Annotated in this window: 22 protein-coding genes and 2 tRNA genes; 9 read left to right on the top strand and 15 right to left on the bottom strand. The window is 42.4% G+C overall.

From position 1 onward, the window contains the following. The 9 genes from QVO88_RS11200 to QVO88_RS11240 form a co-directional block, all read right to left on the bottom strand. Window positions 1-307: hypothetical protein (locus QVO88_RS11200; protein ID WP_288178033.1), on the bottom strand; the 307-nt coding region annotated here is incomplete at its 3' end. Next, a complete protein-coding gene (locus tag QVO88_RS11205; RefSeq protein ID WP_022288542.1) occupies window positions 294-428 on the bottom strand; it encodes a hypothetical protein in 135 nt (44 codons plus the stop codon). The genes QVO88_RS11205 and QVO88_RS11200, both read right to left, overlap by 14 nt. 2 nt (window positions 429-430) lie before the next feature. Then, the gene (locus QVO88_RS11210) at window positions 431-688 is read right to left on the bottom strand and encodes a hypothetical protein (protein ID WP_022288543.1); all 258 of its coding nucleotides are present in this window, start codon (window positions 686-688) and stop codon (window positions 431-433) included. Further along, complete coding sequence (locus QVO88_RS11215; protein ID WP_022288544.1) at window positions 681-983, bottom strand: hypothetical protein; 303 nt, start codon at window positions 981-983, stop codon at window positions 681-683. Before QVO88_RS11215 ends, QVO88_RS11210 begins: the two co-directional genes overlap by 8 nt. Next, complete coding sequence (locus tag QVO88_RS11220; RefSeq protein WP_286960390.1) at window positions 983-1,141, bottom strand: hypothetical protein; 159 nt, start codon at window positions 1,139-1,141, stop codon at window positions 983-985. Before QVO88_RS11220 ends, QVO88_RS11215 begins: the two co-directional genes overlap by 1 nt. Window positions 1,142-1,169: 28 nt before the next feature. Then, entirely contained in the window at window positions 1,170-1,439 is a 270-nt protein-coding gene (locus tag QVO88_RS11225) for a hypothetical protein (RefSeq protein WP_022288546.1), read from the bottom strand. Further along, window positions 1,423-1,653, bottom strand: a complete 231-nt coding sequence (locus QVO88_RS11230; protein ID WP_288178034.1) for a hypothetical protein — start codon at window positions 1,651-1,653, stop codon at window positions 1,423-1,425. Before QVO88_RS11230 ends, QVO88_RS11225 begins: the two co-directional genes overlap by 17 nt. Then, window positions 1,638-1,805 carry a hypothetical protein gene (locus QVO88_RS11235; RefSeq protein WP_022288548.1) on the bottom strand — a complete coding sequence of 56 codons (168 nt, stop codon included), beginning with the start codon at window positions 1,803-1,805 and terminating at the stop codon, window positions 1,638-1,640. The genes QVO88_RS11230 and QVO88_RS11235 overlap by 16 nt, the downstream gene beginning before the upstream one ends. Window position 1,806: 1 nt before the next feature. Next, complete coding sequence (locus QVO88_RS11240) at window positions 1,807-2,424, bottom strand: hypothetical protein (protein WP_022288549.1); 618 nt, start codon at window positions 2,422-2,424, stop codon at window positions 1,807-1,809. Between the two features lie 82 nt (window positions 2,425-2,506). Between QVO88_RS11240 and QVO88_RS11245 the strand changes: the two genes are divergently transcribed. Beyond that, on the top strand, window positions 2,507-2,884 hold the full coding sequence (locus QVO88_RS11245; protein WP_022288550.1) for a DUF2513 domain-containing protein: 378 nt from the start codon (window positions 2,507-2,509) through the stop codon (window positions 2,882-2,884). Here QVO88_RS11245 and QVO88_RS11250 read toward each other — a convergent pair whose 3' ends face one another. Together QVO88_RS11250 and QVO88_RS11255 are read right to left on the bottom strand one after the other, a co-directional pair. Beyond that, entirely contained in the window at window positions 2,885-3,091 is a 207-nt protein-coding gene (locus QVO88_RS11250) for a hypothetical protein (protein ID WP_022288551.1), read from the bottom strand. A gap of 47 nt (window positions 3,092-3,138) precedes the next feature. Then, window positions 3,139-3,360, bottom strand: a complete 222-nt coding sequence (locus tag QVO88_RS11255; RefSeq protein ID WP_022288552.1) for a helix-turn-helix transcriptional regulator — start codon at window positions 3,358-3,360, stop codon at window positions 3,139-3,141. 234 nt (window positions 3,361-3,594) lie between these two features. On the opposite strand from QVO88_RS11255, the gene QVO88_RS11260 reads away from it, so the two are divergent. Next, window positions 3,595-3,939 carry a helix-turn-helix domain-containing protein gene (locus QVO88_RS11260; RefSeq protein ID WP_022288553.1) on the top strand — a complete coding sequence of 115 codons (345 nt, stop codon included), beginning with the start codon at window positions 3,595-3,597 and terminating at the stop codon, window positions 3,937-3,939. A 256-nt stretch (window positions 3,940-4,195) separates the two neighbouring features. Here the strand turns inward: QVO88_RS11260 and QVO88_RS11265 are convergent, their stop codons facing one another. Beyond that, window positions 4,196-4,405, bottom strand: a complete 210-nt coding sequence (locus QVO88_RS11265) for a helix-turn-helix domain-containing protein (protein ID WP_022288554.1) — start codon at window positions 4,403-4,405, stop codon at window positions 4,196-4,198. 272 nt (window positions 4,406-4,677) lie between these two features. On the opposite strand from QVO88_RS11265, the gene QVO88_RS11270 reads away from it, so the two are divergent. Next, window positions 4,678-5,430: an SHOCT domain-containing protein gene (locus QVO88_RS11270; protein WP_022288555.1), complete on the top strand. Its 753-nt coding sequence runs from the start codon at window positions 4,678-4,680 to the stop codon at window positions 5,428-5,430. 10 nt (window positions 5,431-5,440) lie between these two features. Further along, a complete protein-coding gene (locus QVO88_RS11275) occupies window positions 5,441-6,880 on the top strand; it encodes a recombinase family protein (RefSeq protein ID WP_022288556.1) in 1,440 nt (479 codons plus the stop codon). Here QVO88_RS11275 and QVO88_RS11280 read toward each other — a convergent pair. Continuing rightward, a tRNA-Met gene (locus QVO88_RS11280) sits at window positions 6,859-6,935 on the bottom strand. The genes QVO88_RS11275 and QVO88_RS11280 overlap by 22 nt on opposite strands. A gap of 150 nt (window positions 6,936-7,085) precedes the next feature. Here QVO88_RS11280 and QVO88_RS11285 point away from each other — a divergent pair. Then, window positions 7,086-7,162 (top strand) — tRNA-Pro (locus QVO88_RS11285). Between the two features lie 105 nt (window positions 7,163-7,267). On the opposite strand, the gene xylB is transcribed toward QVO88_RS11285, so the two are convergent. Together xylB and QVO88_RS11295 are read right to left on the bottom strand one after the other, a co-directional pair. Further along, window positions 7,268-8,791 (bottom strand): xylulokinase, encoded by a 1,524-nt coding sequence (xylB, locus tag QVO88_RS11290; RefSeq protein WP_022288557.1) that lies wholly within the window; start codon window positions 8,789-8,791, stop codon window positions 7,268-7,270. A 244-nt stretch (window positions 8,792-9,035) separates the two neighbouring features. Then, complete coding sequence (locus tag QVO88_RS11295; protein ID WP_022288558.1) at window positions 9,036-9,215, bottom strand: hypothetical protein; 180 nt, start codon at window positions 9,213-9,215, stop codon at window positions 9,036-9,038. A 386-nt stretch (window positions 9,216-9,601) separates the two neighbouring features. Between QVO88_RS11295 and serC the strand changes: the two genes are divergently transcribed. The 4 genes from serC (at window position 9,602) to QVO88_RS11315 (ending at window position 12,466) form a co-directional block, all read left to right on the top strand. Continuing rightward, the gene (serC, locus tag QVO88_RS11300; RefSeq protein ID WP_022288559.1) at window positions 9,602-10,684 is read left to right on the top strand and encodes a 3-phosphoserine/phosphohydroxythreonine transaminase; all 1,083 of its coding nucleotides are present in this window, start codon (window positions 9,602-9,604) and stop codon (window positions 10,682-10,684) included. Between the two features lie 26 nt (window positions 10,685-10,710). Beyond that, a complete protein-coding gene (locus tag QVO88_RS11305) occupies window positions 10,711-10,878 on the top strand; it encodes a hypothetical protein (RefSeq protein WP_022288560.1) in 168 nt (55 codons plus the stop codon). Window positions 10,879-10,900: 22 nt separating this feature from the next. Next, window positions 10,901-12,052: a 3-phosphoglycerate dehydrogenase family protein gene (locus QVO88_RS11310; RefSeq protein WP_022288561.1), complete on the top strand. Its 1,152-nt coding sequence runs from the start codon at window positions 10,901-10,903 to the stop codon at window positions 12,050-12,052. A gap of 120 nt (window positions 12,053-12,172) precedes the next feature. After that, a complete protein-coding gene (locus QVO88_RS11315) occupies window positions 12,173-12,466 on the top strand; it encodes a hypothetical protein (RefSeq protein WP_022288562.1) in 294 nt (97 codons plus the stop codon). Window positions 12,467-12,539 lie beyond the last annotated feature (73 nt).

The raw sequence follows: 12,539 nt of genomic DNA on the forward strand, positions 1-12,539 counted from the left end.
CTCTCTGCTCACATTCTGACATTCCTTCGTAGATAGTGAGCATATTTGTGCAGGCTTCGTCAGCGGTATTATATGCTTGACAAATATGCCCTTTTGTGTTATCATCAAGGTGTATGTTATCGGTATCTTCTTTTACAGATACCTCCGAGCTTGTGCCTGTTGCCGCAGGTGCAGGCTCGTTTTTCATGTATTCGAGAATATGATTCATGAAACCAGTAATGCAATTATCCGTACCCATAAGTGGGCATGGTCCACAGTTGTCTACTATACAGCATTTAGCCACAGTAATTATCTCATTTTTCGTCATCTTTATCCTCCTTAAACTTTTTCTCCCAGTGCTTTTCAATGGCACCAAGTACTATGTACATCACGATATCCACAACGATAAGCGTCGCTATGGATAACAGTATTATTCCTATGGTACTCATTTTCATTTTCCTTTCGTTCCTGCTTCGACTTCTGTCACTACGATAGACCCGTTGTCGATAAGAGATTGAATTCGTTTTTCAAAATCAAAACGCTGCTTGTCTGTAAGCCCTATGGTCTTCGGTATGCCACGGCTCTTAAGATACATGGTATACATACTATGTATCACGACGTTGGCAAGGTTGAAACGATACTTGACGTTAGGAAACTGCTTAGATTCTTTTCGATAGATAGTATTATCGACGTATACTGTCTTACTCATTGTTGTCACCTAGGCGGCAGTTGCTCTCAGCGTCATTGAGGTGATAGAACTTGCAGTCTGTACACTCCATGCAGACATTACAGCCCGTGACTACGTTCAGCTCGTTTTCAGCAAGATACTTCTTGACGTTCCCTCTGAGGTATTCGTCTATTGCTGACGCATATCTGCTGACAGCTATAAGAGGATTACGGCGCTGATTAGAGCTGAGTGACGTTTCCAACGGCTTTCCGTCCACAGTGATGACATATTCACCACCTATGCGGTTAAGTCTGACTGCGTTGTTGAAATCATACATCAGTAAATCATCTCCCATACCTGCCCAAGACCGAGCATTACTACTATTATCATGAAAGCAAAGAAGATAGTCAGCAAGGCCATTGCGAAGCACTCTCTGCGATCTTCACGCTTTCGACGGGTAACGAGCTTGTTATGCTTGTCTCTCTGCTCCCTCATTGCCAGGTAATCAACCGCCTTGACATCTTCACTGATTGCAAGGACTACGTCTTTTCTTGTCATAATTTTTCCTCCATTTTCTCATGTTTCTTTTGATTTGCTGATAATAACCGTCATAATCTGATATTATCATCTTAACGCTGGTATTGTCCGCCATGTCAACGATGATGAATTCGCCGGCACATATAGAATAGCCGTGGCGTATCTCTCGGACATAGCTTTCAATTCCCATATCCGTTGCTATTCTGATGACGGATTGCGATATCAGTGAACTGCGGGTATCACTCTTTGCGTACATCTCCGTTACCCTCCAATTCTTTGATACGCTCCTCGATATCAGCCACCAAATGCTTCTCTATGGTCTGCGCCACGTAGTAGCTCAGGAGGTCTTCTTTGCTCAGATCTCCATGCCATAGCTTGTCACCGACAAGCTGAGCCTTACCAATGGCTCTTTCTATCTCAGCGTTTGTTCTTTCGCCGATAATGGCGTCTATCTTCATGATGTGCAGCACTTCTTATTCCTCTCTTTCTGTTTGAAATGGCGGTAAAGAATGCTTGCGATAACGTCAGCCGGTATCTTCTTGACCTTGCGGCGTGTTTCTATGATCTTGCCGTCCTCTATGCGATATGTAACGCTTACGGGAATATCAATCGTTTCTTTCACTTTACTGCCCCTCTTTTTTTACATTCTCAGCTGACCAGCGCCGGAACGCTTCCAAGCCTGCTAAGGCTTCTTTCTGCTCCTGCAGGGTAGTCCTGACCTTGTCTTTGACTCTGAACTTGCGGATATCGACCTGACCCACTGTGCATTCTTCGATGTAATCATCTATACCCAGCGCCTTGACCTGCTCCCTAGGATTGTCAATGAAAGTTTCCAACATGGCGTTCTGAATGGCTTTCATACGCTTGCCGCCCACGCCATACTCTGTGGCGGTCTGCACAAGCGCCAGCTTGATGTTGTCCGCCAGAATAGCCCTGTTCTGGAGATTGAACTCTTTGCAATTCCGTTCAACGAACGTTACTGCCATGTTCAGATCTATGCCGCTATTCTCGCACGCCCGCTGCATTTTATAGGCATATACACCGTCCTTGTCCCACTCGTTGGCAATTTTGCAGTTGTCTGCAAAATCATCTATCCATTGGCGACATTTCTTAGGATAGAACGTCTTAGGATACTCCTTATTCAGCACTATCAGCAGGGAGCAGAGCAGTTCATAGTTCTTGACTATGACCTCAAATGCAAGGCGGTTCTTATGATAGTCTTTTATCTTATGGTTTGTCACTTTTATTCTCCTTTTTTAACTTGAATGCTCCCACCCTGTATGATATAATAAATTTGAAATATATCAGAAAGGGGGGATAACTATGAAACTAAACTATGATTGTGTTCGTGAACTTTTGCTAACTCTTGAAGAAAACCTAGTCATGGGCGATAGCTTGTCATTTCCAAGCTTAACCCTTAAGCAGGTCTGTGAGAAAATGCCAGACTTCTCACGAGCCGATATTGCGTATGCCTCAACGAAGCTCTTGGAAGCCGAATATATTGAGGCAAACTCCATAGAATCTGACAGCAAGATTATAAAGATTGTCTACAGCAGTATCACATATGAGGGTCACCAATATCTCGACAGCATTCGGGATTCTAAGCTGTGGAGCACTGTTAAGAAAAATGCCAAAGCGCTGACTTTTGAATTGGTCAAGAAACTTGCTGAAATATATGTTGTGGATAAGTTCACGCCTTGATCATAGCTGTTTCTGAATAAAGTCTGTTATGACTTTGTTCAACGTTTTGCTTTTGATTTTTATAATCTCATTTTCCTCAGGAGATAGCTCATTCACGAGTTTATTTCCTGAGACTTCTTTTTTTAAAGAGCAGAACGCTCTTGCAATCTCAGGAAGAACACTGTCATATACTATCTCATTGAACTCATGGTCTGTTGATTTTGACACTGGTATCACCTCTTTTTTATCATTTTGTTGAGGTCAACAAAATGTTATTATGCTGACCAGCCATAAAGCTGATTAGGCTCAACACCAAGCTTCGTAGCAATGATAATCACATCATCAGTTGTTATCATCTTATAGCCATTCAGCATATTGTTGAATGTTCTGTAGTCGTAGCCGAGGATTTCGGCAACTTTCTTCTGCTTAAGACCTCTGTCATCAATGATCTTCTTAAGCTGTTCTGCTACGATTGATTTCTTAGCCTTATTTGTCATAATGGACATCTCCTTTCATGGATTAGTTAAAGTTTCTTGTACTTTACATATATTCTAGCACAAGTTTCTTGAACTGTCAAGATGTTTTGTACAAGTTTCTTGTACAAAAGTGTACAAATATTCGCATTAGAATTTGTACACAATTCTTGATATTAACATCAAATTTCTTGTACTTTTATCTTGACATACTTGTATTATTGTGGTAGAATATAAGTATAGAAGGGAGGGAAACATATGAGTCTAGGGTCACGAATAAAGGAAAAAAGAGAACAACTTGGAATGACACAAAAGCAATTAGCTGACAAGCTTGGCGTTACAAAATCGGCAATATGCAATTATGAGAATGGAACGTCAAGCCCTAAAGAAGATGTTCTGTTAAATATTTTTAAAGTCCTATCAGTTGATCCAAACTACCTCTATCAGGACTCGGTAAATGTTACCGAGAACTCAAAGAAAAAAGACGAAATAATCGAAAACATTCGCCTTTTTCTTGACGATCTTTCCGATGAAGACTTAACTAATCTTTATGATTATTTGGAGTTTTTAAAATGGAAAACTTCCAAAAGGAAAGAAAAATAAAAAAATAAGCACTCCACAAAACGTGAAGTGCTTATTCGCCTGCCTGTATGTAGGCGGTACCCTATTCGTCGGACTTGTTTTCAAACAGAAGTGAATAAATCATTTCTGCCAACTGGTCCTGCAGCTCCTTACGCTCAGCGTCAGTCATGCTGCTCACCCCTTTCTTTTTCATTTTTTGAAAAAATATGTTTAAATCCCCTTATGCTGGTTATAACATATTTCGGCAAAAAATGCAGTAAAATTTCCTATAATAAATTTATTTTAGGATTTTTACCAAATCAGAAAGATCACATTTGAGCACAATAACCAAACGTGCAATAACTTCAATTGTAGGGTTTGCTTTGCCGGTCAATATCTTGCTTATTTCCCCCTCACTTATCTCGGCAAGCTCTGCAAGCTGTTTTCCGCTAATGTGCTTCTCGTGCATTATCTTTTTTAATTCGATTTTATAATTTTTAGTGTTCATATATATAGAATGCACCTCCTATATATATCTAATACCATATGAATTTTGGAAAAAGAATAGCCCAACTTTTGGAGATGCATTTTTTTATAAATTTATAAAGGAGTAACAGCAAAAATGAAGAAAACTGTTATCTTAGCCATCGTAATATCAACCTTGTTGATGTTGACAAGTTGCTCAGAGTCGGTCAGTGACGTATCATCAACTTCAACAACGCCTACTGTTACGAATGAGACATCTAAGAACTATAGAGCCTTAGAAAGGTGTGTATCGATATGAATAAATGTAATATATGCCATTGTAATCTTGGTTTATTTTCAAAAAACAAGCGAATCAGAGATGGTTATATATGTGATGATTGCTTGAAACGTTCAGGCATCAACAAGCCTAAGATAGAAATAACCATAAAGGACGTGCGTAACGCTCTTTATGGAGATCTTCCAGAGCCACAGAAAAAAGCTGTGCCGAAAGCTTCTTCACATAATGACAAGGATAATGTGATTGATAAGTATTTTAGAATAAATAAGGCAGCACACCGATTTTCTTTTGGCAGTGGTGCTGATTATAGGTATAACCAGCTTGTGAGCTATGAGCTTCTTGAAGACGATGAAACTGTAACAATGGGCGGAAACGGTGTCAAGCGTGCGGTTGTCGGCGGTATACTTGCAGGAACGGCGGGTGCTATAGTTGGCGCAAGCACTGCTAAGAACAGCTCTAAGCAGCTTGCAAATATGCTGAAAATTAAAGTGGTTATAGATCCTAACACTCAGGTAAGATATGTGCATTTCGACGTGAAGGGGCTTGCCAAGGATACGGTGGCGTATCGTGCCGCATATAAAAATGCCCAGCAGGTCATGGCCATGCTGGGCGAAATTGAACAGTATAATAAACAGCAGAATGCAAATCCTGCTGATGAAAAAGTTATATCTATCCCTGAGCAGATAAAGGAATACAAAAGCCTGCTCGATTGTGGAGCCATAACGCAGGAAGAATACGATATTAAGAAAAAAGAGTTATTGAAGTCTTAAGGAGAACACTATGAGCAATGCAGTTATATATGCAAGATACTCTTCAGACAAGCAGTCTGAGGATAGCATTGAAGCCCAGCTCAGGGCGTGCAGGCAGTACGCCGCCACTAAGGGATATAATATCGTAGCAGTATATGCGGATGAGGCTATCAGTGGTAAGGGGTCAATGACGGCAAGCCGTGCGCAGTATCAAAAAATGTTGAGAGACTGCAATAAGGGTACTTTCGATACTATTCTTATTCACAAATACGATCGTGTGGCTAGATCACTGGGCGAACACGTTAATCTTGACACTCGCCTGCAGAAAATGGGCATAACACTGATAGCGGTAGGTCAGGACTTCGGCTTCGGCCCGGAGAGCAAGATAATGCGTGCGCTGATGTGGTCTATGTCAGAATACTATATAGATAACCTTGCAAATGAAACGAAAAAGGGAGAACGTGAAATAGCCCTGAAAGGTCTTCACAATGGCGGCTATCCGCCGTTTGGATATGACATTGTTGATCAGAAGTATGTTATAAACCCCTATGAAGCGGAATATGTCCGCAAGATCTTTGCGGCGGTGAAAAATCACGAGGGAACTAAGGACATTATCGCAGAAATGGCGGCAGTGGGCATTGTGGGCAAGCGTGGAAAGCCCTTGAAGTATTCTGCAGTATATGAGATACTACGAAACGAGAAATACACAGGAACATATATATACTGTGTTGACGAGGAAAAGGATAGATCCAAGCGCAGGTCTAAGCCTAATGCTATAAGAATAGAAAATGCCTTGCCGATGATAATCGACAAGGCAACATTTAACGAGGTGCAGAAGATTATGGATAGCAGAAAACAGAGTGGACCAAAGACATCATATCTATGCAGTGGGTTAGTCTACTGCTCATGCGGTGCGAAAATGCACGCACACATATCAACGAAGAAAGGACACGTATATCACTACTATCGTTGTTCAAAGAAGTGCGGTGCACCTATGATATCTATGGATATCGTTGATGACGCCGCTAAGACATATCTTCGCACCCTGCTTAACGAAGAAAATCAAAAGGCTATTGCTAATGCTATGCGAAAGTACAAGTGCGGAGAGCCTGAGAGAGCCGCTGATTTCAAAAAGATAGTTGCATCTAAAATATCGGAGAAGCAGAAGCAGTATGACACCTTGATGACCAACATGTCAAGTGGTGTCCTCCCAGCTGATGTTATCGAGGATATCGGTGCGAAGATGAACCAGCTCCGTTCTGAGATAGAGGCATTGAAGAAGACGGAAATGCCAAAGGACTACACTACGGATCAGATTTCTCTTTGGCTCAAGGCTCTGCATGACAGCCCAGACGATAAAGCTATACGCCTGCTCATTTCTCGTATAGATATAAAAAACACGACCGAAATTAACATACAAAGTACATTAACTTCGGTCGTGGGAACTATTGGTTGCGGGAGCTGGATTTGAACCAACGACCTTCGGGTTATGAGCCCGACGAGCTACCGAACTGCTCCATCCCGCGATATTTTACTGCTTTTTTACTGCTCTCTCCTGAGTGCTTATTTATTATATCACAAATGAATGTGAATGTCAATACCTTTTTTGCAATTTTTTTATTTTGACTGAAAACTCTTGACTATTGTATCCAAATCGGGTATAATATATACGATATCGGGGTGTGGCGCAGATTGGTAGCGCGCTACCTTGGGGTGGTAGAGGTCGCCTGTTCAAATCAGGTCACTCCGACCAATATGTAAAAACGGCTTTCCTCTATTGTGGAGAGCCGTTTTTTAGTTGTCAAAATATTCTAACACAAAAAAGCTCCGACGGCAAATCGGAGCTTTTGGTTTTATATTACATCTTCGCAAGCTTTGCAAATTCTGCTTTCAGTGCAGGATAGATCTCTGTGTAAAGCTTGTAGTATTTCTCATACTCAGGTACTCGCTCTGCTTCAGGCTGCTGTACCTTGTCGGTCTTTACTACTGCCTTACAAGCTTCCGGTACTGATGAGTAAATGCCTGCGCCTGTTGCCGCAAGAAGTGCTACGCCAAGGGCTGGACCTTCTTTCGATGAAGCTGTTTTTACAGGGCAGTTGTAAAGATCTGCGAGCATTGATCTCCACAGCGGTGAGCTTCCGCCGCCTCCGCATGCCATCATGTCGGATACGTTGATATCCATTTCTCTGAATACCTCAACGCAATCTCTCAGGGAGTATGATACGCCCTCCATTACTGCTCTCAGCATATCACGCTTTGTGTGCATTGCGGAAAGTCCGAAGAATACTCCTCTTGCGTCAGGGTCAAGATGCGGTGTTCTTTCGCCCATGAGATATGGCAGATAGAGAAGTCTGTTTGCACCAACAGGCACTTTCTCTGCTTCCTTATCCATGAGATAATATTCGTCAACGCCCATGCACTTTGCTGTTTCTTTCTCTGCATTGCAGAAATTATCCCTAAACCATTTCAGCGAAAGTCCTGCGCCTTGTGTAACACCCATAACGTGCCATGCGTTCGGCACTGCTGCACAGCAGGTGTGAACTCTGCCCTTTGGGTCGATAGAGATAGAAGAAGTGTGTGCGAATACAACGCCTGATGTTCCGATAGTTGTGAACGCCTTACCGTCCTCTGCAACGCCTGTTCCGATAGCCGCAGCGGCATTGTCGCCTGCTCCGCCTACTACTATAGTACCCTCTTTAAGTCCTGTAAGCTCAGCCATTTTCTTTGTGACCTTGCCTGTTACCTCGCATGACTCGTACACCTTGCCCAGCATTGACATATCAATGTCAAGCGTATCGCAGACTTCCTTTGACCAACAGCGGTTTGGCACGTCAAGAAGCTGCATACCGCTGGCGTCGGAAACCTCTGTTGCATATTCGCCAGTGAGGATAAATCTCAGATAGTCCTTTGGCAGAAGAATGTGTCTGCACTTTTCATATATATCAGGCTCGTTGTTCTTTACCCAAAGAATTTTCGCAGCCGTCCAGCCTGTGAGGGCAGGGTTTGCTGTTATCTTGATGAGCTTTTCTCTGCCTAGCTTTTCGTTCATTTCTTCAACTTCTGCAGCAGTTCTCTGATCGCACCATATTATGGACTTTCTAAGAACGTTGTTGTCCTTATCCAGCATAACAAGTCCGTGCATCTGACCTGAGATACCAACACCTGCAACGTCCTCTTTATTTACACCGCTTTTGGTCATAACAGCCTTGATAGTGTTTATCATTGCGTTTGCCCAGTCAGCAGGATCTTGCTCTGCATAGCCGTTTTTAGGCTGATACATAGGATATTCAATAGTTACAGAAGAGATAACAGTGCCCTTTTCGTCAAAAAGCACCGTCTTAGTGCCGCTTGTGCCGCAGTCTACGCCGATTACATAAGCCATATTTTTTACTCCTTTATAATATGTATAGTATCATTTGTTTTTGCTAAAACGATTACATTAATTATACAATATTTCTCTCTGAAATGCAATACCCATAAAACGTTTTCGCAAAATTTATCTGCACATAAAAACAGGACGGTGGGGCTACCGTCCTATAAGTTTGTTGAAAGACCTGTCGAACTTGTTGGCGGGACGTCGTGTCTGCGTTATTGGCAGGGTACGGTTTTATACCGCCATTTTAAGTCTAGTCTGCTTTCTCAAGCACAAAGAATGTGCTGTTGTTTTCGCTTTTCATTTCCTTTATAGCCCAGCCTGCCGCAATCAGACTGTTGAGCTTTTCAACTCGCTGAAATCTGTCCATATCCGGGGCTTTTCCATCATGGGCTTTGTCCTCATTTCTTGAAACATAAAATATCTTTTGCATATATATCCTCTTTCCCTGAGAGTGACAATTGTTCCCCGATTTTTATACAACTGTCGCATTTTATTGATTACATTATACTACACAAATATGGAGATTTCAAGGAATACCAAAAATTTTAACCTCTTTTTAACGCTTTAGTATTATTCTGATTTTTCATGCTTTTCAGTGCTTATTATATATAACGGCATAGGTAAGGTGAAAAAATGCACGTTTTCAGGGCTGCTTTATGTGCTGATATGTACAAAAACTTATGACGAGTGAGTATTTTTATATGACAGCCCTTGACTTTTTTTTATAAAAGGCATATAATAATATTATTAATTTATATATTTATAGTCTTTATAAATAATGAAACTAAGAAACTAATTTATATGGAGGGTTTAACAATGGGTAGAGTATATAACTTCAGTGCAGGTCCTGCTGTACTCCCTGAGGAAGTGCTTAAGGAAGCTGCCGATGAAATGCTCGATTATAAGGGCACAGGTATGAGCGTAATGGAGATGAGCCACCGTTCCAAGGCGTTCGATGACATCATCAAGGAAGCTGAAAAGGACATCAGAGATCTTATGGGTATCCCTGATAACTATAAGGTACTGTTCCTTCAGGGCGGTGCTTCTCAGCAGTTCGCAGCCGTTCCTATGAACCTTATGAAGAACAAGAAAGCGGCTTACATAATCACAGGTCAGTGGGCTAAGAAGGCTTATCAGGAGGCTCAGAAATACGGCGAGGCTGTTGCTGTGGCTTCTTCTGCTGACAAGACTTTCTCTTATATCCCTGATTGTTCAGATCTGGATATCCCAGAGGACGCTGACTATGTTTATATCTGCGAAAACAATACTATCTATGGTACAAAGTACAAGACTCTGCCTAACACAAAGGGTCACACACTTGTTGCAGACGTTTCTTCCTGCTTCCTGTCTGAGCCTGTTGACGTAACAAAGTACGGCGTTATTTACGGCGGCGTTCAGAAGAACGTTGGTCCTGCCGGCGTTGTTATTGCTATCATCAGAGAAGATCTTATCACTGACGATGTTCTCGAGGGAACACCTACAATGCTCAAGTGGAAAACTCAGGCTGACGCTGACTCTCTTTACAATACACCTCCTTGCTATGGCATCTACATCTGCGGCAAGGTATTCAAGTGGATAAAGAAAATGGGCGGTCTTGAGGCTATGAAGGCTCACAACGAGAAAAAGGCTAAGATACTCTATGATTATCTTGACCAGAGCAAGCTTTTCAAGGGCACTGTTGTTCCTGAGGACAGATCTCTTATGAACGTTCCATTCGTAACAGGCGACGCTGAGCTTGACAAGAAGTTCGTTGCTGAGGCTACAGCAGCAGGCTTTGTAAACCTCAAGGGTCACAGAACTGTTGGCGGTATGAGAGCTTCTATCTACAACGCAATGCCTATCGAGGGCGTTGAAAAGCTTGTTGAGTTCATGAAGAAGTTTGAGGCTGAGAACGCATAATCAGATTTGATCGAGGTGAAATTTCAATGCTTCATCGATTGCTTCATATGATAAGCACTGCTGATTTGATCAAAAACAATCCGGACGATTGGCGTGATAAGCTTAATGAAAGAAGTAAGTCAAAAGGCAAAGTTGTTCTCGTTCTTTTCGCTGTAATACTTGTTCTTTGCCTGTTTGTAAGAATTATCACTTAAATAGATGAAAGAGGTTAGTTTAATGTACAACATATTGACTTTGAATAAGATCGCCGCTTGCGGTACAGATATTTTCGACAAGGCTAAGTACACAGTAAGCGACAATGCTGAAAATCCTACCGCTATAATGGTACGTTCAGCAAAGATGCACGATATGGAAATGCCTGAGAGCCTGCTTGCTATTGCAAGAGCAGGTGCTGGCGTAAACAATATTCCAGTTGAGAAGTGCGCAGAGCAGGGAATCGTTGTATTCAACACACCTGGCGCAAACTCAAACGCTGTTAAGGAGCTTGCTATTTGTGCGCTTCTTCTTTCTTCAAGAAAGATAACAGAGGCTGCTGCATGGGCTGCATCACTCAAGGGCACTCCTGACGCTCCAAAGACAGTTGAGGGCGGCAAGTCTAAGTTCGCGGGTCCTGAGATATTGGGCAAGACTCTTGGCGTAATCGGTCTTGGTGCTATCGGCGGAAAGATCGCAAACGCAGCCGTTGCACTTGGCATGGACGTTATCGGCTATGACCCATTCCTTTCTGTAAACGCAGCTATCCAGCTCGAGCCTGCTGTAAAGGTAACTGCTGATATCAACGATATTTACAAGAACAGTGACTATATCACTATCCACGTTCCTTATACACCTGACACAAAGAACACTATCGACGAAGCTCAGATAGCAATGATGAAGGACGGCGTTCGTCTTATCAACCTTGCAAGAGGCGAGCTTATCAACAGTGCGGCTGTTGTAAAGGCTATCAAGGACGGCAAGGTTGCAAAGTATGTAACAGACTTTGCAGATGATGTTGTTCTTGGCGAGGAGAATGTTATCGTTCTTCCACACCTTGGCGCTTCTACACCTGAGTCTGAGGACAACTGCGCAACAATGGCGGCTCACGAGCTTATCGACTATATCGAGAAGGGAACTATCAAGAATTCTGTAAACTTCCCTAATGCAGAGCTTGCTAAAACAGGCGACCACCTTGTTTGCGTGCTTCACAAGAACGTTCCTGCTCTTATTGCACAGATCACATCTGTTGTATCTGACAAGGGCGCAAATATCGAGAACCTTGTAAACAAGTCTAAGAAAGACTGGGCTTACACAATGCTCGATGTTACAGGCGACGTTGACGCTGACGCTTTCAAGTCTATCGAGGGCGTTGTTGGCGTAAGAGTTCTTTAATTGTTGATAAAAGAAATTTTATATGCAGCAATGAGGCTGCCCACGGACGAACTGCGTCTTGGGCAGCCTTTTTTGATACAAAAAAAGCTATAATTTAAGTGAAAAATGGAGGAATTTAAAATGGACAAACTTATAACAGCAATTTTATTTATCGGAATACCAATGGCACTGACTCAGCTTATTTACAGGATAATTGACCACAAGGGTAACAAGACTGCAAAGCTTGCGGAGCGTTTTCCTGTGCTTGTGAAAAGAAAGTTTCTTGTGCAGATAGGCGGAGCAATGGCGTTCGTTATCGTGTTCGGGCTTATCTCGCTTCTGCTTGACCTGCCTATCAAGGTGTTTTTCATTGTGTGCGGAGTTGTAGTGGGCGTGATAAACGGCATGGCGGTCACGCTTATGTACAGAGATTAGTCGGTTGCAACGTGGCAACTGATGAAAAAGAAAAGGCGCTGTAAAAAAACGCGCAATAAAAAAAGACTGCAAC

This window comes from Ruminococcus sp. CAG:57, assembly GCF_000435935.1.
GTDB classification, from domain to species: domain Bacteria; phylum Bacillota; class Clostridia; order Oscillospirales; family Ruminococcaceae; genus Hominimerdicola; species Hominimerdicola aceti.

What these genes read in the sequence shown, in the direction of transcription:
- QVO88_RS11205 (WP_022288542.1), bottom strand. Translation starts at nt 428, where the DNA reads ATGAGTACCATAGGAATAATACTGTTATCCATAGCGACGCTTATCGTT.
- QVO88_RS11210 (WP_022288543.1), bottom strand. Translation starts at nt 688, where the DNA reads ATGAGTAAGACAGTATACGTCGATAATACTATCTATCGAAAAGAATCT.
- QVO88_RS11215 (WP_022288544.1), bottom strand. Translation starts at nt 983, where the DNA reads ATGTATGATTTCAACAACGCAGTCAGACTTAACCGCATAGGTGGTGAA.
- QVO88_RS11220 (WP_286960390.1), bottom strand. Translation starts at nt 1,141, where the DNA reads ATGAGGGAGCAGAGAGACAAGCATAACAAGCTCGTTACCCGTCGAAAG.
- QVO88_RS11225 (WP_022288546.1), bottom strand. Translation starts at nt 1,439, where the DNA reads ATGTACGCAAAGAGTGATACCCGCAGTTCACTGATATCGCAATCCGTC.
- QVO88_RS11245 (WP_022288550.1), top strand. Translation starts at nt 2,507, where the DNA reads ATGAAACTAAACTATGATTGTGTTCGTGAACTTTTGCTAACTCTTGAA.
- QVO88_RS11255 (WP_022288552.1), bottom strand. Translation starts at nt 3,360, where the DNA reads ATGACAAATAAGGCTAAGAAATCAATCGTAGCAGAACAGCTTAAGAAG.
- QVO88_RS11260 (WP_022288553.1), top strand. Translation starts at nt 3,595, where the DNA reads ATGAGTCTAGGGTCACGAATAAAGGAAAAAAGAGAACAACTTGGAATG.
- QVO88_RS11265 (WP_022288554.1), bottom strand. Translation starts at nt 4,405, where the DNA reads ATGAACACTAAAAATTATAAAATCGAATTAAAAAAGATAATGCACGAG.
- QVO88_RS11270 (WP_022288555.1), top strand. Translation starts at nt 4,678, where the DNA reads ATGAATAAATGTAATATATGCCATTGTAATCTTGGTTTATTTTCAAAA.
- QVO88_RS11275 (WP_022288556.1), top strand. Translation starts at nt 5,441, where the DNA reads ATGAGCAATGCAGTTATATATGCAAGATACTCTTCAGACAAGCAGTCT.
- xylB (WP_022288557.1), bottom strand. Translation starts at nt 8,791, where the DNA reads ATGGCTTATGTAATCGGCGTAGACTGCGGCACAAGCGGCACTAAGACG.
- QVO88_RS11295 (WP_022288558.1), bottom strand. Translation starts at nt 9,215, where the DNA reads ATGCAAAAGATATTTTATGTTTCAAGAAATGAGGACAAAGCCCATGAT.
- serC (WP_022288559.1), top strand. Translation starts at nt 9,602, where the DNA reads ATGGGTAGAGTATATAACTTCAGTGCAGGTCCTGCTGTACTCCCTGAG.
- QVO88_RS11305 (WP_022288560.1), top strand. Translation starts at nt 10,711, where the DNA reads ATGCTTCATCGATTGCTTCATATGATAAGCACTGCTGATTTGATCAAA.
- QVO88_RS11310 (WP_022288561.1), top strand. Translation starts at nt 10,901, where the DNA reads ATGTACAACATATTGACTTTGAATAAGATCGCCGCTTGCGGTACAGAT.
- QVO88_RS11315 (WP_022288562.1), top strand. Translation starts at nt 12,173, where the DNA reads ATGGACAAACTTATAACAGCAATTTTATTTATCGGAATACCAATGGCA.